Here is a 22385-nt window from a genome sequence, read left to right on the forward strand (position 1 = left end):
GGTACACAAGGGTGTTGGGACACGGACGGTCCTGTTGCACAGGGGGCCGGAAACCATTGACCTCAAGGTTGGTCGAGGTTCTACTGTCGACGGCATGGATATGGAAGTCACCGCCTGGACGTCCCTGCACAGCGCGATCAACGCGCAGACCGACCGCCGTCCGTTCTCCCGGGCCGGCCTGCGCCGGGTCGCCTCCTTCGCCCGCCCGCACCGCCGCGGCCTGGCCCTCTTCCTACTGTTGAGCGTGGTCACCGCGCTGCTGGCGGTGGCCACTCCGGTGCTCGCCGCACAGGTGGTGGACGCCATCGTCGAGGGCCGGGACACCGGCACCGTCACCCGGCTCGCCCTGCTGATCGCGGTGATCGCGGTGGCCGAGGCGGGACTCGGCCTGCTCACCCGCAAGTTGTCGGCCACGCTCGGCGAGGGCCTGATCCTGGACCTGCGGACGGCCGTCTTCGACCATGTGCAGCGGATGCCGGTGGCCTTCTTCACCCGGACCCGCACGGGTGCGCTGGTGAGCCGGCTCAACAACGACGTCATCGGTGCACAGCGGGCCTTCAGCAACACCCTCTCGGGAGTGGTGGCCAACTCGGTGACCCTGCTGCTGACCCTGGCCGTGATGCTGAGCATCTCCTGGCGGATCACCGTGCTGGCGCTGGTGCTGCTCCCGGTGTTCGTGCTGCCGGCCCGCCGGATGGGGGCCCGGATGGCCCGGATGCAGCGGGAGGCGGCGCAGCTCAACGCGGCGATGGGGACCCAGATGACGGAGCGGTTCTCGGCTCCGGGCGCGACCCTGGTGAAGCTGTTCGGGCGGCCGGCGGAGGAGTCGGCGGAGTTCGCGGCCCGGGCGGCCCGGGTGCGGGACATCGGGATCCGCACGGCGATGGCCCAGTCTGTGTTCATCACCGCACTGACCCTGGTGTCGGCGCTGGCCCTGGCCCTGGTCTACGGGCTCGGCGGGTACTACGCGCTGCGCGGCAGTCTCGACGCCGGCTCGGTGGTCGCGCTGTCCCTGCTCCTGACCCGGCTGTACGCGCCGCTGACCGCGCTGGCCGGTGCGCGGGTGGAGGTCATGAGCGCGCTGGTCAGCTTCGAGCGGGTCTTCGAGATCCTCGACCTGGAGCCGCTGATCGCGGAGCGGCCGGACGCCCGCCGGGTGCCGGACGGGCCGGTGTCGGTGGAGTTCGACGCGGTGTCCTTCGGCTACCCCTCCCCCGACAAGGTCTCGCTGGCCTCCCTGGAGGAGGTCGCGAGCCTGGACGCGCGGGGCGGCACCCAGGTGCTGCACGAGGTCTCCTTCCGGGCCGAGCCCGGGCAGATGATCGCCCTGGTCGGCTCCTCGGGTGCGGGCAAGTCCACCATCGCCCAGCTGCTGCCCCGTCTGTACGACGCCGATGCCGGGGCCGTCCGGCTGAACGGCGTCGACGTACGCGAGCTGACGGCCGACTCGATCCGGGACACCCTCGGCATGGTCACCCAGGACGGGCACCTCTTCCACGAGTCGGTCCGGGCCAACCTGCTGCTGGCCCGGCCGGACGCGGCCGAGGAGGAGATCTGGGAGGCGCTGCGCCGGGCCCGGCTGGACGGGCTGGTCGCCTCGCTCCCGGACGGCCTGGACACGGTGGTGGGCGAGCGCGGCTACCGGCTGTCCGGCGGGGAACGGCAGCGGCTGACCATCGCCCGGCTGCTGCTGGCCCAGCAGCGGGTGGTCGTGCTGGACGAGGCGACGGCCCACCTGGACTCGACCTCGGAGGCGGCGGTGCAGGAGGCCCTGGGCGAGGCCCTGGCGGGCCGGACCGCGGTGGTGATCGCGCACCGGCTGTCGACCGTACAGGCGGCCGACCAGATCCTGGTGGTGGAGGACGGCCGCATCGTGGAGCGGGGTACGCATCCGGAACTGCTGGCCGCCGGCGGGCGGTACGAGGAGCTGTACCGGACCCAGTTCGAGCCGGCCGCCGGGAGGGACACGGCGGAGGCGGCCGGAGCGGCGGGCGGGCCGCTGCCGGCGGGCGCATGATGGGGCGATGGACATCAGACTGGAACTCGTGATGGTGCCCGTGACGGACGTGGACCGGGCGAAGTCCTTCTACGAGCGGGCGGGCTTCCACGCCGACCACGACGTGACGGTGAGCGAGGAGGTCCGGTTCGTCCAGCTCACCCCGCCCGGCTCGGCCTGCTCCATCGCCGTGGGCAAGGGGCTGACCCGGATGCCTCCGGGCTCGCTGGACAACATGCAGGTGGTGGTGGAGGACATCGAGGAGGCCCACGCCGGGCTGACGGCGCGCGGCATCGGGGTCAGCGCGATCGAGGACCAGCCGTGGGGGTCCTTCGTGTACTTCGCCGACCCCGACGGCAACCGCTGGTCGGTGCAGCAGAAGGTCCCGCGGGAGGCCGCCGGCTGAGCCCGCCGGTGGTACCGCCGGGCCGATGCGCTTGGGTGGGGGCATGAGCGGGAGCAGGAGCACGCGTACGGGACCGGTCCTGGTCGTCATGGGTGTCGCGGGATGCGGGAAGACGACGGTCGGGCGGCTGCTGGCCGCCGCCCTGGGTCTTCCGTACGCCGAAGGCGACGCGTTCCATCCGGCGGTGAACATCGGGAAGATGACCGCCGGGGTGCCGCTGGACGATGCCGACCGCCGGCCGTGGCTCGATGCCGTCGGTGCGTGGGCGGGAGCGCGCGGGCGGCCGGGGGCGGGCGGCGGGGTGGTGTCCGCGTCGGCCCTGAAGCGGATCTACCGGGACCGGCTGCGGGCCGCCGCGCCCGGGGCGGCCTTCGTCCACCTCACCGGGGACCGGGAGCTGATCGCGGGCCGGCTGGCCGCGCGCACCGGGCACTTCATGCCGGCCTCGCTGCTGGACTCGCAGTTCGCCGCGCTGGAAGGGCTGGGCGCGGACGAGCGGGGGGTGACGGTGGAGGTCACCGGCACGCCGGAGGAGATCACGGCACGGGCGCTCGCCGCCCTGCGCCGCACACCCGGCATGATCGACGGGTGATCATATTCCTGAACGGTACGTCGAGTTCCGGCAAGTCGAGCATCGCCCGCGAGCTGCTCCGGGTCCTGGACGAGGTCTGGTTCCACCTGCCGGTGGACGCCTTCCACGCGATGCGCGCCCGGAAGGACCTGCCGCCCGACGAGGTGCCCGCCCTGCTGCGGCGGACCTGGGAGGGCTACCACCGGGCGGTCGCCGGGATGGCCGCGGCCGGGAACCACGTGGTGGTCGACCATGTGCTGAGCGAACCGTGGCGGTTGCGGGACTGCCTGGACCTGTTCGATCCGGACGAGGTGCTGTTCGTCGGGGTGCACTGCCCGCCGGAGGAGCTGGAGCGCCGCGAACGGGCGCGCGGGGACCGCCCGGAGGGGCTGGCGGCCGGGCAGCTCGGCCGGGCGCACGTCCACGGGGTCTACGACGTCGAGGTGGACACGGGGGCTTCCTCCCCCACCGACTGTGCCCTCCGCATCCGGGAGTTCCTCCCGCGTCGGCCGCGGCCGACGGCCTTCCGGAGGCTCCGCTCACAAGCGGAGGAAGGTCATTCAAACCCGTGATCGATTTTCGGTCGCGGGGCCGGTATGATCGCCGGCGGCAAGGCCGTAGCGCAGAGGTCGTCGCGCCCACGCATCAAGCTGGAGGACGTCGGTTCGAATCCGACCGGTCTTGTCACCATGCTTTCTCGTACGTTTCGTTGTGGACGCCGGTCACCGGCGAAGGACCGGTGGAGCGGTGATGACCCAGCCGATACCCGTACGGTGCCCCGCGATCGAGCACCCGGACCTGCCCCTGGCCGACCCGGCCATGCTGGACCCGCTGCTCGCGCGGCTGGCGGATGCACGGCCGGTGACGGAGGACGAGACGTACCCGCTGGGCACGCTGCGCGCCGACGGCCGCGTCGATCTGTGCAAGCAGGGACTCGGCCCGGACGGCGCCGCCCGGTTGCTGTCCACCGCCACCGCCTCCGCCCATGCCTCCCACCTGCTGCTGGGGACCAACTCCATCGGGGACGAGGGCGCGTCGGCGCTGGCCGGTGCCCTGTCCGCGGACCCGGGCCACCATCTGCGCACGCTCTACCTCGGCTGCAACCGGATCGGCCCCCGCGGAGTCGCCGAGCTCGCCGGTGCCCTGGCCGGCGACAGCTCCGTACGGGCCCTCTGGCTCAAGCGGAACCCGGTCTCCACGGAGGGCGCGCGCGCCCTCGCCGGCCTGCTGCGCCGCAACTCCGCCCTGCGGACCCTCGACCTGGTCAACACCGGTCTCGGCGCCGAGGGGGTCCGCCTGCTCCTCGACGCCCTGACGGAACGTGACGCGCCCCTGGAGCGCCTGTTCCTGGGCGGCAACGGCCTCGGCCCCGACGCGGCGCCGCTGCTCGCCGCCCTGATCCGCGAGGCCGGCGTACGCGAGCTGTACCTCCCCGCCAACCACCTCGGCGACGAGGGTGCCGCCGTCCTGGCCGCCGCGGCCGCGGCCGACCCGGACCGTCCGGTGCACCTGGGACTCGGCGGCAACGGCATCGGCCCCGACGGGGCCCGCGCGCTGGCCGATGCCCTCGTCGGCATCGAGGCCCTGGACCTCGGCCGGCCCATGTCGGAGCGGAGCCTCGGCTCGCCCCCGAACGCCACCGGGGACGCCGGTGCCCACGCCCTGGCCGCGGCCCTGCCGGGCAGCCCGCTGCGCCGCCTGGAACTGCGGCACACCGGCCTCACGGGACGTGGCGCCAAGTCCCTGCTGGCCTCTGTGCCGGATGACTCCCCGCTGGAATACGTGGGACTGGGCCCAGGGCTGCCGCGCCGGGTCAAGCGGTCGTTCGCGGAGCGGCTGCGGCCGGCCCGCGGCGCCCACCCGGACCTGCGTGCGATCGGCAGCGTGTACCGGTGAAGCGGACACCCATGCCCGGTGGGCTCGCCGCCGAGGACGTGGCGATCTGGCGGCGCGTCCGCCGCTACGCCGTGCCCCGCTGGATGATCGAGCAGGCCACGGCACACCGGCTGGCCGGGGACTGGCGTGCCGCGTGCGCGGCCGCCGCCGTCGACCCCGCCTTCGACCTCGGCCACCTCGCCGCCCGGTTCGGGGACCCGGCCGTCGCCGCGGTGACCGAGGACCTCCGCCACCTCGCCCCGGACCTGGTGCGCTGGCACCTGCCCCGGCTGCTGGGCGGGCGTACGACACTGGCCACCGACTACTCCGTCCTGCTCGCCACCTACGGTCCCGAGACCGGGTCGCCCGAGGTGCTGGGCCTCTACGTCACGACCACCCCGATGGTGGAGGGCCCCCAGCGGCTGAGGCTGGTGTGCGCGCCGATCGGCACCCGCTTCTCCACCTCGGCCTCGAACTGGACGCAGGCCCGGCATCTCTGGGACGCCCGGCACGCGGCGGAGCTGCGCGCACGGTTCAGCGGCGGCGCGGACCGGCTGCCGTTCTTCCGCGCGGACGGCACCCCGCTCGCGCCGGACGAGTACCCCGCCGAGGACTCCGGGACCGCCGACCCCGCGGCGCGGGCGGAGTGGATCGCGGTCCTCCTGGACCGGAACGAGGCGGCCGAAGCGTTCCGCGTGGCGGGCGTCGAACTCGACCTGACCCCGCCCGAGGTGAAGTCCAGGCCCTCCCGGGTCACCCCGCTCCGGCTGATCGGGAACATCCGGGTCGACCTCGGCCGTCTGGCCCCCGAGGTCCGCCGCCTGTCGGCGGCCGGTGTCGCCGACCGCTTCAAGCTCCCGGCCGGTTGGCGCACCTGCCTCCTGCTGGAGCTCTCCGGCCCCGGCGCCGGAGACCCGCTGCGCGCACGCCTCGTCGACGCCAACGACGTCAAGGACGTGGCAGCGCTGCCCCACCACTCCCGGCAGCCCCTGCCCGACCTCCACCTGGTGCACGCCGGCCTCCTCACCCCGGCCGAGCTGCACCCGCTGGTCGCCGCTTCCCTGTTCCCCGGGGCCGGCCCCGCCTACGGCCCGCCCACCCCGGCGGCTCCGGCGTCCTTCCGGGTGCGCTGCCGCGGCGAATGGCACGAGGTGCGCTTCCGCGACGGCGAACTGGGCATACCGCACACCCCGCAGGAGCAGCAGCGCGAGCAGGCGCTCCGCGCCTTCGGCGGCGCGGTCGCCGGCTGCTTCGCCGTCCGGCAGACCGTGACCACGGGCGAGGGCAGGCTGCCGCGCGCCCTGCGGGAGCAGCGGCGGGAGCTGCTGCAGCTCGTCCAGCACGGCGACACCCCCGCCGTGCTCGCGCTGCTCGACGCGGGGGTCGACCCGCGGATGATGCTGCCGAACGAGCGCACCCTGCTCCACCTGCTCCACCTCCTCGACCACGAGGAGCTGCTGCCCCGGCTGCTCGCGGCCGGGCTCGGCCTGGAGGCGGAGGACAAGACCGAGCGCACTCCGCTGATGATGGCCGTGACCTACGGCGGTTCGGCGGAACTGGTGCGGGCGCTGCTCGATGCCGGTGCCCGCATCGACATCGTCGACAGCATGGAGACGTCGCTGGCGCAGATCATCCGCCGCTACCACCGCGCCGACCTCGCTTTCCTCAGGGACCGGGTCAGGGAGGAGTTCCCCGGCCTCGGGAACGAGTGGTGGGACGACTGGATGGACGACCAGGAGGAGTACCAGGACGAGGACGAGGAGGACGACGAGTGAGCGGCACGCCCGGAACGACCGCCGCCGGCACCGCCCCGGGACCGCTGGCCGCCGCCGACGCCCTCAACGCCCGTCTCCGCGCCACCCGGACCGAGCCCGCGGCCAGCCCCCAGCTGGAGGCGCTGACCCTGGCCGTGACGGCGAACCAGCCGGTCCTGCTGTGGGGCGAGCCGGGCATCGGCAAGTCGGCGGGCCTGGAGCGGCTGGCCGCCGGGCTCGGCGTCCCGCTGGAGACGGTCATCGCCAGCGTCCACGAGCCGTCCGACTTCGCCGGTCTGCCGATCGTCGGCGACGACCCGGCCACCACCGGCGTGCCCATGGCGCCGCCGGACTGGGCGGTCCGTCTCGCCCGGACCGGGCAGGGCCTGCTGTTCTTCGACGAGCTGTCCTCCGCTCCGCCCGCCGTGCAGGCGGCGCTGCTGCGGGTGGTGCTGGAGCGGCGGGTCGGCAGCCTGGTGCTGCCGGAGTCGGTCCGCATCGTCGCCGCCGCCAATCCGCCCTCCAGCGCCGCCGACGGCTGGCACCTCAGCCCGCCGCTGGCCAACCGCTTCGTCCACCTGGACTGGACGCACCAGCCGCGCACCGTGGCGCGCGGCATGGCGGGCATCTGGCCGGAACCGGCCGTGCCCGCCGTGGACCCGAACCGGGCCTCGGGTGCGGTCGCCCGCGCCCGCGGTGTGATCTCCGGTTTCCTGACCGCCCGGCCGGGACTGGTCCACCACCTGCCCGAAGGGGCGGAGGGCCGGGGGCGGGCCTGGCCGTCGCCGCGCACCTGGGAGATGGCGCTGCGGCTGCTGGCCACCGGGTACGCCGCCGGGGTCGGCCGCGAGGCGCTGGCCGCCGCGCTCACCGGGGCGGTGGGCGAGGGCGCGGGGCTGGAGCTGCTCTCGTACATGGAGCACCTGGACCTGCCGGATCCGGACAGGGTGCTGGCCCACCCGGACGCCTTCGCCCTGCCGGACCGCGGGGACCGGCAGCTGGCCTTCCTGATCGCCGTGGTGGCGGCCGTACAGAGCGACCTGACCCGGGAGCGCTGGGAGGCGGCCTGGGCGGTGCTCGCCAAGGCCGTGGACGCGGGCGTCCCGGACGTGGCCGCCCGGGCGGCTGCCGACCTCGCCGCGATGCGGGACCTGAAGTGGCCCGTGCCGGACGGGATCGACGCCTTCGTGGAACTGCTCCAGCTGGCCGGCGCCCTGCCGGGCGGCGGCTGACCCGGCCGTGGCCACCGTGAGGCCCGAGCGTGCCGCGCGGCCCGGAGACACCGTCCGGGGCGGGCCCGGCGCGCCGTGCGAGCACGCGGAGCGGCCCGAGGACGCCGCGCGGCTGCTGGACACCGCGAAGCTGCTGGCCGCCCGGTACCGGGCGGCCGAGGACCGGCCGTACCTCGCCTCCGCCCTGTACGCCCTGACCGTGGTGCCCTCCATGGGGGTCCCGACCATGGGCGTCGACCGGCACTGGCGCTGCTACGTCTCCCCCCGTTTCGTGGACTCCACCCCCGTGGCGGAGCTCGCGGGGGTGTGGGTGCACGAGGTGGCGCACCTGCTGCGCGACCATCACGGGCGCACCGACCGGCTCCCGGCCGCCGACCAGCGGGACCACGTCCGGGTCAACATCGCCCAGGACTGCGAGATCAACGACGACCTCCTCGCCGACGGGATCGCGCTGCCCGCGGGCCGGGTGGAGCCGAAGGACTTCGGCCTGCCCACGGGCGGTCTGTTCGAGGGCTACCTGCCCTCGATCCCGCCCACTCCGGCCGACCGGTTCCCGGACTGCGGATCCGGCGCCCACGGCCTGCCGATGCCGTGGGAACTGCCCGAGGACTCCGGCCCGGCCCGGCTGGGCCCGGTCGAGGCCGACGCACTGCGCCGTACGACCGCCCAGGCCATGCGCGCCCACCAGCGCAGCCGCGGACACCTGCCGGCCGGGTGGCAGCTCTGGGCCCAGGAGGTCCTCGAACCCACCGTCGACTGGCGGCAGGCCCTCTCCGGCGCGGTCCGGGAGGCCGCCGCCTGGGCCGCCGGCGCGGTCGACTACACCTACCGCCGGCCCTCGCGCCGCACGCCCGCGCTGCGCGGGGTCGTCCTGCCGAGCCTGCGCAGGCCGCTGCCGCGGGTCGCGGTGGTCATCGACACCTCGGGATCGATGGGCCAGGACGACCTGGCCGCAGCGCTGGGCGAGGTCACCGGTGTGCTGCGGCAGGTGGGCATCCAGGGCAACCGGGTGTCGGTCCTGGCCTGCGACGCCGACGTGCACGCCGTCTCCCGGGTGACCAGCACCGCGGAGGTCACCCTCGCCGGGGGCGGCGGCACGGACATGCGGGTGGGCATCGCCGCGGCGCTGGCGGTGCCGGACCGGCCGGGCATCGTCATCGTGCTGACCGACGGCCACACCCCGTGGCCCCGGGAGTTGCCCTCCTGCCGGCTGATCGCCGCCCTGATCGGCCCGGACGCCCCCGCACCGCCGGCGTGGGTGGAGACGGTACGGGTCACCCCGCGCGGCTGAGCCGTCCGCCCGGGCCGGCGCCGCGGAAGGCGCGTCAGTCGGTCGGGACGCAGAGCACCGGGAGCGGCGAGAGGTGCAGGAGCTTGTGCGGGGTCGAGCCCAGCAGGGCGCCGCGCATCGGGCTCTCGCCCCAGCTGCCGACCACGATCACCCGGCCGCCGTGCCGCCGGGCGGCGCCCAGCAGGGCCTGGGCCGGTTTCTCGTCGACGATCTCGACGGCGGTGGGGACACCGGCCTCGTCGGCCTCGCGCACCGCGTGTGCCAGGGCGGTGCGCCCGGCCTGGCGGATCGCCTCCTGGTGGGAGCGGTACTCCTCGCCGGTGGGTCCGGGTGCGGCCGCCCCGTAGACCAGGATCAGAGGCTCGCCGAAGGCCGCGGCGACCTCGATCGCGACCCGCAGGGCCCGTTCCGCGCCGGGGGATTCGTCGTAGCCGAGGATCACGGACATCTCATGGCTCCCCACCCGCCGGTCCGTGGGATTCCCCCGGCTTCCCGTGCACCACGGCCGGGTCGACGACGCTCCGCCGCTCCCGCCAGAAGAGCCCGTGCTTGATCCGCCAGAAGAGCATCACGAGCACGCCGAGCAGGGCGATGCCGATGCCGATGACCAGCGGCGGGCCGAGCCCGAACCAGGAGACGCCGCTGTAGGAGTTCGCCGGGTCGGACATGTCGATGATGGACTCGGCCAGCAGCCAGGTCAGCAGGACGGCGCCGACCACCGGGCCCAGCCCGATGAACAGGAAGTTGTGCAGGCTCTCCGTCAGGTGGCGGCGGTAGTAGATCGCGCAGGCCACGCCGGTGAGCGCGTAGTAGAACGCGATGAGCAGGGAGAGCGCGGTGATGGAGTCGAACAGCGCGTTCTCGCTGATCCAGTTGACGACCAGGTACCAGGCGATGGCGATGCCGGCCACCAGCCAGGTGCTGACGTCGGGGGTGCGGAAGCGCGGGTGGATGTGGGCCAGGTGGTCGGGGAAGGCATGGCGGCGGGCCATGGACAGGGCGGTCCTGGAGGCCGGGATGATGGTGGTCTGGGTGGAGGCGAGGGCGGAGGTGGACACCGCGAGCAGCAGCGCCCAGTCCCAGCCGCCCATCACCTCGTGGGCGAGGGTCGCGAACACCGCCTCCTCCTCGCCGGCGTTCTCGGCGAGGAACTGGGTGCCGGCGTAGCCGACCACCGCGATGCCCACGGACACGTAGGTGACGAGCAGGATCACGGTGGACCACAGGCCGGCCCTGCCGGGTGCGGACGCCGAGTCCCTGACCTCCTCGGTGAGGTTGACGGCGGACTCCCAGCCCCAGTAGATGAACACGCCGAGCAGCAGGCCGCCGGTGAGCGCGGCGCCGCCCGCGCCGAACGGGTTGAGCCAGCTCAGCTCGGGCTTGATCTCGTCGAGGCTGCTGGTCCCCGCGTAGATGCGGTAGATGGCCACCGCGGCGAACAGCAGCAGGAAGAACACCTGGGCGAGGATCAGCACGTTCTGCAGGTGCGCGGACATCTCGGTGCCGAGCACGCAGATGGCCGTCATCACCAGGATCAGGAGCACGGTGAAGGTCTGCCGGATCGGTTCGCTGTTGGCCCAGCTGTCCAGTCCCACGGTGAGGAACCCGAAGCGCACGGCGACGTCCGCGAGCGATCCGATGACCAGGACGCCGGTCATGAAGATGGCCCAGCCGCCGAGCCAGCCCGCCCAGGGGCCCATGGCCCGGGTGACCCAGGAGAAGGTGGTCCCGCAGTCCTGGTCCGCCCGGTTCAGGTAGTAGAACGCGGTCGCGATCAGCAGCATCGGCACGAACGAGGCCAGCATGATGCCCGGCGCGTAGATCCCGGCGAGGGCCACGATCGGGCCGATGGCCGCCGCGAGCGAGTACGCGGGCGAGGTGGAGTTCAGCCCGATCACGAGCGCGTCGAGGAACCCGATCGCGTCGTGCTTCAGCTCGGGGGCCGCTGGGTTCCGATCCGCCACGTCACCGGCCATACCTGCATGGTGGCCCCGGCCGGTGCGGCCCGCACGGCGGGTAGGCTGTCCGCGTGACCCAGTCCCCCGACGACGCCCCTTCGAACGCCTCCGACCTGCCGGAACCGGTGACCCCGGCCCTCCCCGCGGTGTCCTCCTTCGACGGGCTGGACCTGCCGGAACCGCTGCGGCAGACCCTGGCGGCGCTGGGCGTGACCGAGCCGTTCCCCGTCCAGGCCGCCACCCTGCCGAACGCCCTGGCGGGGCGTGACGTCCTGGCCCGGGCCCGCACCGGATCCGGCAAGACGCTCGCCTTCGGTCTCGCGCTGCTGGCCCGTACGGCGGGACGGCGGGCCGAGCCCAGGCAGCCGCTGGCACTCGTGCTGGTCCCGACCCGGGAGCTGGCGCAGCAGGTGACCGACGCGCTCGCGCCCCTCGCCCGCGCGGTGGGGCTGCGGATCGCCACGGCGGTCGGCGGGCTGGCGATCAACCAGCAGGCGGCCGAGCTGAAGGCGGGCGCGGAGGTGCTGGTGGCGACGCCGGGCCGGCTGACGGACCTGCTGGAGCGCAAGTACTGCCGGCTGGACCGGGTGGCCGTCACGGTGCTGGACGAGGCCGACCGGATGTGCGGCCTGGGGTTCCTGCCGCAGGTGACCGACGCGCTGGAGCGGGTGCGGCCGGACGGGCAGCGGCTGCTGTTCTCCGCGACCCTGGACGGCGACGTCGACGGGCTGGTGCACCGGTTCCTGGACGACCCGGCCGTGCACACGGTGGACCCGTCGGCGGGCGCGGTCACCACGATGGACCACCTGGTGCTGCACGTGCATCCGGCCGACCGGTTCGCGACGGCGACGGAGATCGCCGCCCGGGACGGGCGGGTGCTGCTGTTCCTCGACACCAAGGTGTCGGTGGACCGGTTCACCCGGCACCTGAAGGACAGCGGCATCCGGGCCGCCGCCCTGCACGGCGGCAAGTCGCAGCCGCAGCGCACCCACACCCTTGAGCAGTTCAGGAACGGCGAGGTCACCGCGCTGGTGGCCACCGACGTGGCCGCCCGGGGCATCCACATCGAGGACCTGGACCTGGTCGTCAACCTGGACCCGCCGGCCGATGCGAAGGACTACGTGCACCGGGCCGGCCGGACCGCCCGCGCCGGCGGGTCGGGCACCGTGGTCACCCTGGCCGCCCCGAACCAGCGCCGCGACCTGTCGCGGATGCTGTCCGGGGCCGGGATCCGGGCCCGCACCGCCCAGGTCAAGCCGGGCGATCCGGAGCTGGCCCGGCTGACGGGCGCCCGTCCGGCCCCGGCCTCCGCGGGCGGCAAGGGCGGCGGCGCCAAGGGCCAGTCGGAGCTGGGCTTCCGCGGCCGGGGCACCCGTCCGGCGCCGAAGGAGAACCGCCGTACGTCCGAGGCCCGGAAGGTTGCGGAGGCCCGCCGCGCCGCCCGGGTCCGCCGCGGCTCGTAGACCGGGCACAGCCCGAGCGGGCCGCCGGGTACGACCTCATGACTCGACCGGGTGAAGTCCGGCCGGAATCGGGCCGGTCGACGGGGGCGGTGCGATAACTTCCGGTTAGCCGACGGCGGTTGCGCGACGGATCGTGCGCCCTGCAGTCCGTCGCCCTTCCGGAACTTACGGGGAGACCGTGGGATACCTCGTCGAGATGCCCGTGTCCGTAGCCGACCCCCTCGACGGGGTGGTCCGTACGGACCTGGTGAAGGTCGAGGTCGAACAGGCCACGGAGGGACTGGTCGCGGTCGCCCGGCCCGGCCAGGTCGTCGCCCGCGCCACCCGTTCGCTCGGGGAGATGCTGGCCGGGGTACGGCCGATCGCGCAGAACTTCGTCGACAGTTTCCGCGGGATGACCCACTCGCCGGACGAGATCGGCCTGGAGTTCGGGCTTTCGCTCACGGCCGAGGCGGACGTGGTGATCAGCAGCACGGCGGCACAGGCTCACTTCACGGTCTCCCTGACCTGGAACCGGCAGCCCGCGGAGGCGGGCGGCACCGGAACCGAGACGGTCACCGCCGAGGCGCAGGTGCCGGTGCCGTCTCCGGCCACGCCGGAGACGGCGGAGACGACGGCCGTGCCGGCGGCCCCGGGCACCTCCGCTCCGTGACCGGGCGGCCGTCCGCCGGCCCGGGCCCCGCATCCGCTCCCGACCCTCACCACGCCCTCGCCGCCGGACCCGGGGCACTGGACGCCGCCGTGCTGCGGATCCGGGACCCCCGGGGGCGGGCGGTGGGCCTGGGTTTCCTCATCGGGCCCGGGCTCGCGCTCACCTGCGCCCATGTGGTGGCCGCCGCCCTCGGCCTCCCGCCGGACTCCGTGCCCGGTCCGGCGGCGCGGATCGCCGTCGACCTGCCGCTGCTCCGGCGGCCCGGGGACTGCCCGGGCGTGACCGCGGAGGTCCGGGACTTCCTGTCCCCCGGACCGTCCGGCGCCGGAGACATCGCCGTGCTGCGGCTGACCGCCCCGCTGCCCGGAGCCCGGCCCGTGCGGCTGGTCGAGGACCCGGAGGTGTGGGAGCACCCGGTCAGGGTCTTCGGCTTCCCGGCCGGACGGCCGGACGGGGTGTGGCACGCCGGCCTGCTCCGCGCCCGGCAGGCGGGCGGCTGGGTGCAGGCCGACCTGTCCGGCCAGGGGTACGCGGTCTCCCGCGGTTTCAGCGGCAGCCCGGTCTGGGACGACCGGCTGTCCGGCGTGGTCGGCATGATGGTGCAGGCCGAGGCGGGAGAACCGCCGGTCAGCTATCTGATCCCCGCCGACCGGCTGCTGGCGCCCTGGCCCGACCTGCGCGAACTCGCCCTGCCGCGCTCCCCGTTCCGCGGTCTCGCCGCGTTCCGGGAGGAGGACGCGGACGTCTTCCACGGCCGGGAGGAGGAGAGCCGGATCATCGCGGAAGCCCTCGCCGGCCGGCGCTGGGTCACCGTCGTCGGATCCTCGGGCTCGGGAAAGTCCTCCCTGGCCCTGGCGGGCGTCGTGCCCCGGCGGCGGGCGGCCGGCGACGCGGTGGCGGTGCTCAGGCCGACCGCCGGCAGCAGCCCGCTGTCCGCGCTGGCGGCGGCGCTGCTGCCGCTGCTGGAGCCGGACCTCACCGGCACCGAGCGCCTGGCCCGCATCCCGGTCCTGGCCGCCCTCCTCGCGGACGGCGCCCTCGGGGACCTCGCGGAGGGCCTGGCGACATCCCCGCCCGGAGGCGCCCCGCCCCACCCGGCCCGCCGGGACCCGCTTTCCCGGCCCGAGCCGCCCCCACCGGTAACAGCAGCCCCCGGAACCGCGCACGGGCCGCCCGCTCCCCCGACCACCCCCGAGCCTGCGGCCACTCCCCCGCCCCAGGCCGCTCCCGGGTCCGCGGCCGACTCCGGGTCCCCGCCCGGCGCCGACTCCGGGTCCGCGCCCGCTCTGCCCGAGACGCGGGCCCCCGGCATCCCCGCCGACCCACTTCCATCCGTCCCCCTCCACGGCGCCGGCCTCCCCGCCCCGCGCCGGACCGCGCGGTCCGGTGGGGGCGGGTCCCCGCGGCGGCTCCTGATCGTCGTCGACCAGTTCGAGGAGTTGCTCTCGGTACCCGACCCCGCCGCCGTCGACGCGCTCGCCCGGGTCCTGTTCCACGACGCCCTGCCGCCCTCCGTACACGTGCTGACCACCCTCCGCGCCGACTTCCTGGAAGCCGTCCTCGACCGTCCCGCTCTCGGCCGCTTCGTCGGTCGGAGCCTGTACGCCCTGGGGCCGCTCGGGCCCGAGGGCCTCCGGCGTGCCGTCACCGCGCCCGTCGACGCGGTGCCCGGTGTGCGCTACGAGCCGCACCTCGCCGAGCGCATCCTCGCCGACACCGGTGACGAGCCCGGCGCCCTGCCCCTGCTCGGTTTCGCCCTCGACCAGTTGTGGCAGCACCAGAGCGGCGGTCTGCTCACCCACCGGGCCTACGGGGAACTGGGCGGCGTCGCCGGAGCCCTGTCGGCCCGGGCCGAGGAGATCTGGCGGAGCCGGGTCCCGGCAGAGGACGGGCCGCCCTCCCGGCGTCTGCTGACCCGGCTCGTCCGGATCCCGCTCGGCTCGGCCGCCGCGACCCGCCGTACCGTCTCCCTCACCGAACTCGGCCCGGACGAAAGGCGGATCGCCCGTGCCCTCGCCGACGCCGACGCCCGGCTGCTGGTCACCGGCCGTACCGCCGAGGGCACCGAGACCGTCGAACTCGCCCACGAGGCGCTGATCACCGGCTGGGACAGGCTCGCCGCGCAGGCCGCCCGCGACCACTCCTTCCTCGCCTGGCGGGAGCAACTGCGCCACGACCTGGGCCGCTGGGAACGATCCGGCCGCAACCCCGAACTGCTCCCCGCCGCCGACACCCTGGCGGGCGCCCGGCCCTGGCTGGAGAGCCGAGGCCCCGAATTCAGCCCCGAAGAGCACGAGTTCCTGCGGGAAGGCGGAAGCCGGCAGCGTGCCCGTACCCGCAATCGCCGTGTCCTGCGTACCGCCGGGGGCGTCCTGCTCGCCCTGGCCCTCGTCCTCGGCACGCTGTACGCGTACGCATCGGGTCAGGCCCGTGGCCGCGCGGCCCTCGCCGCGTCCCGCGCCCTCGCCCAGGCCGCCCAGGACCAGACCGGCACCGACCCCGCCCGCGCCGCGATGCTGGCCGTGGCCGCCCACCGCACCGCGCCCACCGACGAAGCCCGGAACCAGCTGCTGCGCCAGTACCTCGCCAACGCGGATGCCGACCGGGTGCTCTCCGGACTGCCCGCGCAGATCGACCACTTCGCGGCGAGCCGGGACGGCGAGGTGGTGCTCGCCCGCTCCACCTCCGGCCGCGCCGTGCTGTTCGTGCACGCCGCCACCGGCACCGTCCGCACCGAACTCCTCCGTGCCTCCCAGGTGATCGCCGTCCACGTGGTCCCCGACGGAAGCCGGGCCGCGTACGTCACGTACGACGGCACCGGGGGATGGTTCGAGGTACGCGCGGACGCCGGCCGGATCGCCGGCCCCGAACACCGTCTGCCCCGGATCCCGGACACCTCGAGGTTCGGCGATCCGGGACGTGGCACGGCGGTCTCCGCGGACGGCAGCCGTCTGGCCGTGATCGGGAGCGGCCGGATCGCCTGGTGGGACCTCGGCAGGGACGAGGTCGGCGGCAGCACGCCGCTGCCCGGGGATCCCGATGGAGCCCTGTGGTTCGGTCCCGACCACCGGACCCTGTACGCGGGCCTGTGGCAGGGCCCCGCCCTCGACGACGGGCACCGGCTCCTCGCCCTGCCCCCGGACGGCGGCACCCCGCGCGAGGTGGTGACCCGGGCCCGGTCCTTCCTGCCGTCGGGGGACCGGACCACGGCGGTCGTCTGCCGGAAGGAGGGCACCACGGGGGTGTTCGGGCGGGTCCGGCTCCCCGGAGGCACTCCGGACCCCGTCCGCCACCGCAGTGCGGGCGGCTGCGACCAGGACGCCGTCGACCTCACGGGCCGGCGGTTCCTCGTGCGGGAGGACGGCGCGTTCGGCCTCGTCGACCTGGACCGGGGCACCGTCGTCGCCCGCGCCGGCATCCGCCCCGGGACCGCCTCGACCTCCGTGTACCTGCTGGCCCGGGGCGAGGAGCTGTACGTCGCGGCCAAGGGCGAGGAGACCTCCTGGATCGCCCTGACCAGGATCCTGCCGCAGCGGCAGTGGGTGGACGTCGGCCAGCAGCGCCTCACCCGTGACGGCCGCCGGACCGTCACCGTGCTCAAGGACGGCTCCGCCGTCGAACTGCGCCCCGCCGACCCGGCGGACGGCCGGCTGCTCGCCCGCGAACCCCGGCCGAAGCCGCACTTCGAGCCCCGCCGCGACAGCCGGTTCCCCTTCGGCCGGGACGGCACGCTGTTCGCCGACCGCGACGGCGTCAACACGGTCACCGTGCGCGAGACGGCCACCCTCCGCCCGAGGGTCCGGATCACCACCGCCAAGCCCCCGGAAGCGGCTTCCTTCGGATACCTGTTCCATCGCGACGGGCGGCTGGTGACCGCCGCCGGCACCCTGATCCAGCAGTGGGACCCGCGCAGCGGGCGGGAGCTCGCCCGGTTCGACGTCAAGGACTTCCTGCCGCCCGGCAGGAGCATCGCCACCACCCTCGTGCACACCGCCGCCCACCCGGACCGGGACCGGGTGAGCGTCATGGTGCAGGGCACCGCGAGGGCCCGGGTCGTGGATCTCGGCACCGGTCGCACGGTGGCCGAGGTGCCCGTCGCCGAAGACGTCATCGGGGTCCAGTTCGCCCCGCGCGGCGGACACCTCGCGTTGCTGCGCAGCGGCGGGGTCGTCGAGCTGTGGCGCAGGGACCCGCTGCGTCTGGAGATCGGGCCGCTGCCCAGCGTGGCCGACGCCCCCGGGCAGCAGTTCGTGGCGACCTTCCTCGACGACGGCCGCTACGTTGTGGCCGCCCACTCCACCGTCCGTACCTACCGCCCCGGTGCCCGGACGCCGCCGGACTCCTGGGACTTCGGGCAGCTGCAGAACCCGTACGGAAGGCCGTCGGGCTTCGAGTTCATGGACCTGTCAGGCGATGCCCGGAGCGTGATCTACATCGACCCGCAGCGCAACGGAGGGCCGCTGCGCCTCGACCCGGCCGACTGGGAACGGAAGCTGTGCCGGATCATCGGCCACCGCGCCTTCACCCCCGACGAGCGCCGCACCCTGCCGGTCCCGGCCCCGGACGGCCCGGTCTGCCCGCCCCCCTGACCGGTCGGCCCGCAGGACCGCCCGGGGCGGGTCAGAGGAGCACCAGCTCCCGTACGCCGTCCCGGAGCGCGGGCGGGGCCGTCGGCGGGGCCAGCAGGACCGCCCAGCGGCGGTGCCGCGGGGAGACCCAGAGCGCGGACGGGCCCTGGGCGGCGTGGTGGACCCACAGGTCCTGGCGGGGGTGACTGCCCGGGGCGGGCCGCCACATCAGGCCTCGGGCGGGGAAGAGCTCCCCGGTGCGGATGCGGAGCGAGTCCGCGATCCAGGACGCGGGGAGGGGTCCCCGGCCGGGTTCCAGCAGGTGCCGGAGGAATGCCGCGGCGTCCTCGAGGGTGGTCCGCGGCTCGGGTCCGAGCGTCGTACCGGCCATGTCCAGCGGTGCCCAGACCCGGGTGAGGGCGAGTTCCGCCAGCGGGGTGCCGGTGACCGCCTCGGCGAGCCGGGTCAGCGTCCCGTCGCGGTCGGGCGTGTGGTCCGGGCCGTCGGCCGGGCCGCCGGGGCGACGGCCCGAGGTGAGCAGCTGGTGGGCGGTGGCCCGGCCGGGGAGTCCGTAGGCGGACAGGGGGGTGTGCAGCCGCAGGGCGCCCTCCTCGACGAGGGTGCCGAGGACGGGCCAGAGCGCGAGGGCCCCGCCGAGCCCGGCGGCGGCCGGGGCCGGGGCTCCGCCGTCGGCGCTCCCGCTCGCGCGGAGTCCGCCGGCGTCGCCGGTGGCCCAGGCCGCGCCGGGCGGCAGCGGGGTCCGTGGAGTCGGTGGGGGCGTCACTGCGTCACTGGTCATCCCCACCAGCTGAGCACGGTGGTGCGGGGTCCGCGCGCGCACCGCCCTGCGGCGGGGCCGGTGACCACCCGGATGTCCGAGCGGCCGGCGGCGCGGACCCCGCGGGGCGTCAGGCCGCCCGGTCGGGGCGTTCGGTGACCCGCAGCGTGTTCAGCAGCGGCTTGCCGAAGCCGGTGTGGGTGACGAAGCGGAGGTTGAGCGTCCCGTCCGTCACGGTGACCGTGTAGCTGCGGGTGAGGGCGGTGTACGTGCCGGCCTCCAGGGCGATGTCCAGGGACGGGAGCACCTGGGTGCCCTCGGCCAGTACGTCGAAGACCCGCTTGTTCGGCTTGGTGGTGGAGAGTTCGGCGAAGCCGAGTTCCACCGTGTAGGTGCCGTTGGGCACGTTGTCGAAGCGGTACTCGTACATGCCCTCGCGGGCGGTCCGGAACAGCCGCTGGTCGTCCGTGCCGGCGATGGTGCGCCCGGTGGACTTCACGGTGGAGCTGCCCTGGTAGCCGTACGAGCCGGGGGTGTACTTGCGGTCCGGGTTCCAGGTGTCGCCGAGGGCGTCCGTGCCGGTGTAGTCGGCACCCGCGTCGAGCGCGGCCTGGTAGCGGGGTACGACGACCTTGACCGGGACGGTGAGGACGGGGCTGCGCCCGCTCGCCGAGGTGATCTTCAGGTCGGCGGTCAGGACGGTGCCGGGGGCCACGCCCGCGGTGTCCACGGCGAGGCCGACGGTGGCCTTCCCGTTCGTCGGCAGGTCGCCCGAGCCCGGGGTGGCGGTCAGCCAGGCCGCGTCCTCGGCCACCGTGAAGGCCGTGCCGAGGCCCGGGTTGGTGAGGTCCAGGGTGCGGGTCCGCTTCTCGTCCGGGGTCACCACCAGTTCGACGGACGCCCGGGACGCGGTCACCTTGGCGGTGCGCAGCGACCGGCTGAGCGCGGTGACGTCGGCCGCCTTGATCTCGACGGCCGCCTCCGCGGCTTCGTAGGAGGGGGCGGTCACGGACACCGGGACGGTGCCGGAGGGCGCCTGGACCACGTAGCCGCCGTCCGCCGCGGTGGTGACCGAGACGGCGGAGGCGCCGCTGCCGAGGGTCACGGTGGCGCCGGCGATGCCGCCGCCGTCGTTGGCGTCCAGGACCCGGCCGGACACCACGCCGCTGCGGGTGGTGCGGAAGGCCACGGAGAGGCCGTCGGTGAGGGCGGCGGCGTTGTAGGAGTACTTGAAGGCGTCGGTGCCGGTCTGGTTCTCCACGCCGACGGTGGCCGTGGAGCCGCCCTTGGTACCGCTGCCGGTGGTGCCGCGGTAGTGGTAGGTGACCCGGCCGTCCTCTCCGATGACGGCGGAGAAGGAGAACGGATCGGCCTGCGCGGAGTAGTGGGCGACGTTGCGCCACTCGACCACGTAGGAGCGGTGCGGGGCGGTGCCGGTGACCGAGGTGAAGACGCCGGAGCCGCTGTCGGCGGGGCCGACGACGAGGTCGTCCCAGAACGGGTACAGGGCCGCGTTGGGCGTGGCCGTGCTGGGAATGTCGCCGTTGAAGTCGCCGCCGTGGGCGCCGCCGAAGCTGACGGTGCCGTTGGTGCTGATCCACGCCTGGCCGTAGGTCTTGCCGTAGAGCGGCAGCGGGAAGGGCAGGTCGACGCGTTCGGTGTTGTTGTCGCCGGTGAGGGCGAGCCTGCGGTCGCCGGCCTGGTAGGGGCGGTCGCCCGCGGCCGCGCAGGCGTAGCCGTAGCCGTCGGTGCGCTCGGGGAGGGTGACCTCGGCGGTGGTGTCCCCCGCGACGGTGACCCGGCTGCTGCCGCCGGTCAGGCAGCGGGAGGTGTGGGTGGCCCGTACGTCGTAGGTGCCGTGCGGGAGGGTCACCTCGAAGCGGCCCTGTGCGTCGGCGGTGGCGGTGACCGGGGTGTCGGCGATGGCGACGGCGGCTCCGGCGGCGGGTCCGGCGGCCGAGGTGACGGTGCCGGTGAGCTTTCCGGAGGGGGCCTGGGTGAGGGAGAAGTCCGCGGTGGCGGTGCCGCCCTCGGTGACGGCCACGGCGGCGTCCTGCTGGGCGTAACCGAACTTGCCGGCCGTCAGGGCGTAGTCGCCCACCGACAGAGCGGGGAAGCGGTAGCTGCCGTCGGCCGCGGTGGTCGTCGTACGGTCGATGGGTCCGTCGGCGGTGACCTTCGCGCCGGCCACCGGCTCGCCGCCGGAGCGTACCGTCCCGGCGAGGGCGCCGATGGCGCCGCGCGGGGCTGCCCGGACGGCCGCGAGGGCGTCGAGGCGGCCTTCGCCGAAGACGTTGTTGTCGGCGGCGGTGCCGCCGCAGCTGGTGTTGTCGGTGTCCACCGCGGTGCCGTCGAGCAGCGCCTCGGTCTGCGCGACGTCGCCTTCGAGGGCGGGTGCGGCGGACCAGATCAGGGCGACGGTGGCGGCGGTGTGCGGGGAGGCCATGGAGGTGCCGGAGAAGGCCTCGTAGCCGCCGGGCACGGAGGAGCGCACGTTGACGCCGGGGGCGGCGATGTTCGGTTTGACGCCGCCGCCCTGGGGCGCGCCGCGCGAGGAGAACGAGGCGATCGCGTTGTTCACGTCGAAGGCGCCGGAGCTGTAGGAGACGGCGTAGTCGCCGGGCGAGCCGCTGGTGGCGCAGCCGGGGCCGGAGTTGCCGTTGGAGAAGGCCGGGAAGATGCCGGCCGCCCGCCAGGCGTCGACGACCTGCTGGTACCAGCTGTCGCCGCCGGGTCCGCCCCAGGAGTTGTTGACGATGTGCGGGGCGAGGTCGGGCCGGGGGTTCTGGCCGTTCGCGTCGGTCGGGGCGACGATCCACTGGCCGGAGGCGAGCAGGGACGCCTCGGAGCAGGAGTTGGTCTCGCAGCCCTTGGCGGCGATCCACTTGGCGCCGGGGGCCACGCCGATCTTGTTGGCGCCGCCGTCGTCGCCGACCATGGTGCCCATGGTGTGGGTGCCGTGGTCGTTGTTGTCGCAGGGGGCGCCGCCGGCGCAGATGCCGGCCGGGTCGAACCAGTTGTAGGCGTGGCTGACCGAGCCGTCGGCGGCCCGGCCCCGGTACGAGCCGGCGACCGCGGGGTGCTGGAAGTCGACGCCGCTGTCGATGTTGGCCACGACGATGCCCTCGCCGCGGACGCCCAGCTCCTCCCACACCTTGGGGGCGTTGATCCGGTCGATGTTCCATTCCACGGCGTCGGCGGCCGCTTCCCGCTTGCCTTCGAGGGGCTTGGGGAGGCTGACCTCGTCGTCGGCGTCGATGCGGGCCACCTCGGGCCGCTCGGCCAGGCTTCCGGCGAGCTTTCGGTCGCCGACCACCCGGACGGCGTTGACGATCCAGTACGAGGTGTACTCGGCGCGGGCCCCGTCCAGGGACTTGACCAACCCGGCCTGGGTGCGGTCGGCGTGGGCCTTCTTCGCCTTGTACACGGTCTCGGCCTTGGCGGCCCGGGTGGTCTGGCGGCCGGCCGCGGTGAGGTCGGCGGCGCTGTCGAGGTAGACCCAGAAGACGGCCTTGCCGGAGTCGTCCAGCTGCTCCCGGAGTTCGGGTTCGATCTTGCGCTCGGCGGCCGCGGCGGGGTCGGGCGGTGGTGCGGCGGTGGCCGCCACCGTGCCTGCGGGGATCAGCAGCAGGGAGGCGATGAGGGTGAGCGCCGTGCGTAACGGTCCGTTCCGTTGGGTCACGTGGTCTCCTCTGGGACGTACGGGGCCGGGTGGCGGGGTGCGGGTGCGGAAGCCGGTGCGGGTGCGCCGGAACACGTGAACGGCATGTGCATGACACGTGCGTGACGTGTGCGCGCCATGGTCAGCCATGGGCCGAGGGCGGGACAAGACCGCCCCGGC

Annotated in this window: 15 protein-coding genes and 1 pseudogene; 12 read left to right on the forward strand and 4 right to left on the reverse strand. The window is 74.8% G+C overall.

The window, feature by feature from the left end:
• Window positions 1-94 precede the first annotated feature (94 nt).
• The 9 genes and pseudogenes from ACGFQ9_RS02325 to ACGFQ9_RS02365 all read left to right on the forward strand — a co-directional run bounded on the left by ACGFQ9_RS02325 (window position 95) and on the right by ACGFQ9_RS02365 (window position 9125).
• Window positions 95-2017, forward strand: coding sequence for an ABC transporter ATP-binding protein (locus tag ACGFQ9_RS02325; RefSeq protein ID WP_393570283.1), 1923 nt, complete (start codon window positions 95-97; stop codon window positions 2015-2017).
• Window positions 2018-2024: 7 nt separating this feature from the next.
• Complete coding sequence (locus ACGFQ9_RS02330; protein ID WP_393570285.1) at window positions 2025-2402, forward strand: VOC family protein; 378 nt, start codon at window positions 2025-2027, stop codon at window positions 2400-2402.
• A 43-nt stretch (window positions 2403-2445) separates the two neighbouring features.
• Window positions 2446-2994 carry a gluconokinase gene (locus ACGFQ9_RS02335; RefSeq protein ID WP_393570287.1) on the forward strand — a complete coding sequence of 183 codons (549 nt, stop codon included), beginning with the start codon at window positions 2446-2448 and terminating at the stop codon, window positions 2992-2994.
• Entirely contained in the window at window positions 2991-3545 is a 555-nt protein-coding gene (locus tag ACGFQ9_RS02340; RefSeq protein ID WP_393570289.1) for a chloramphenicol phosphotransferase CPT family protein, read from the forward strand. Before ACGFQ9_RS02335 ends, ACGFQ9_RS02340 begins: the two co-directional genes overlap by 4 nt.
• A gap of 39 nt (window positions 3546-3584) precedes the next feature.
• Window positions 3585-3657 (forward strand): annotated as a pseudogene (locus tag ACGFQ9_RS02345).
• A gap of 66 nt (window positions 3658-3723) precedes the next feature.
• Complete coding sequence (locus ACGFQ9_RS02350) at window positions 3724-4869, forward strand: gala protein (RefSeq protein WP_393570291.1); 1146 nt, start codon at window positions 3724-3726, stop codon at window positions 4867-4869.
• Entirely contained in the window at window positions 4866-6623 is a 1758-nt protein-coding gene (locus ACGFQ9_RS02355) for an ankyrin repeat domain-containing protein (RefSeq protein ID WP_393570293.1), read from the forward strand. The genes ACGFQ9_RS02350 and ACGFQ9_RS02355 overlap by 4 nt, the downstream gene beginning before the upstream one ends.
• Window positions 6620-7834: an AAA family ATPase gene (locus tag ACGFQ9_RS02360; protein ID WP_393570295.1), complete on the forward strand. Its 1215-nt coding sequence runs from the start codon at window positions 6620-6622 to the stop codon at window positions 7832-7834. The genes ACGFQ9_RS02355 and ACGFQ9_RS02360 overlap by 4 nt, the downstream gene beginning before the upstream one ends.
• Window positions 7835-7946: 112 nt before the next feature.
• The gene (locus ACGFQ9_RS02365) at window positions 7947-9125 is read left to right on the forward strand and encodes a VWA-like domain-containing protein (protein WP_393570796.1); all 1179 of its coding nucleotides are present in this window, start codon (window positions 7947-7949) and stop codon (window positions 9123-9125) included.
• Between the two features lie 34 nt (window positions 9126-9159).
• Here ACGFQ9_RS02365 and ACGFQ9_RS02370 read toward each other — a convergent pair whose 3' ends face one another.
• Both ACGFQ9_RS02370 and ACGFQ9_RS02375 read right to left on the reverse strand, forming a co-directional pair.
• Complete coding sequence (locus ACGFQ9_RS02370; protein WP_393570296.1) at window positions 9160-9573, reverse strand: universal stress protein; 414 nt, start codon at window positions 9571-9573, stop codon at window positions 9160-9162.
• Between the two features lies 1 nt (window position 9574).
• Window positions 9575-11101 (reverse strand): APC family permease, encoded by a 1527-nt coding sequence (locus ACGFQ9_RS02375; RefSeq protein ID WP_393570298.1) that lies wholly within the window; start codon window positions 11099-11101, stop codon window positions 9575-9577.
• A gap of 53 nt (window positions 11102-11154) precedes the next feature.
• Between ACGFQ9_RS02375 and ACGFQ9_RS02380 the strand changes: the two genes are divergently transcribed.
• The 3 genes from ACGFQ9_RS02380 (at window position 11155) to ACGFQ9_RS02390 (ending at window position 17787) form a co-directional block, all read left to right on the forward strand.
• On the forward strand, window positions 11155-12546 hold the full coding sequence (locus ACGFQ9_RS02380; RefSeq protein ID WP_393570300.1) for a DEAD/DEAH box helicase: 1392 nt from the start codon (window positions 11155-11157) through the stop codon (window positions 12544-12546).
• Window positions 12547-12724: 178 nt separating this feature from the next.
• Complete coding sequence (locus tag ACGFQ9_RS02385; RefSeq protein ID WP_393570302.1) at window positions 12725-13198, forward strand: CU044_2847 family protein; 474 nt, start codon at window positions 12725-12727, stop codon at window positions 13196-13198.
• Entirely contained in the window at window positions 13195-17787 is a 4593-nt protein-coding gene (locus tag ACGFQ9_RS02390) for a trypsin-like peptidase domain-containing protein (RefSeq protein ID WP_393570304.1), read from the forward strand. Before ACGFQ9_RS02385 ends, ACGFQ9_RS02390 begins: the two co-directional genes overlap by 4 nt.
• 31 nt (window positions 17788-17818) lie before the next feature.
• Here the strand turns inward: ACGFQ9_RS02390 and ACGFQ9_RS02395 are convergent, their stop codons facing one another.
• Complete coding sequence (locus ACGFQ9_RS02395; protein ID WP_393570306.1) at window positions 17819-18565, reverse strand: hypothetical protein; 747 nt, start codon at window positions 18563-18565, stop codon at window positions 17819-17821.
• A gap of 109 nt (window positions 18566-18674) precedes the next feature.
• Window positions 18675-22226, reverse strand: coding sequence for a S8 family serine peptidase (locus ACGFQ9_RS02400; protein WP_393570308.1), 3552 nt, complete (start codon window positions 22224-22226; stop codon window positions 18675-18677).
• Window positions 22227-22385: the final 159 nt, after the last annotated feature.

Origin of the sequence: Streptomyces sp. NPDC048603, assembly GCF_043199475.1 — a bacterium.
Lineage (GTDB): Bacteria > Actinomycetota > Actinomycetes > Streptomycetales > Streptomycetaceae > Streptomyces.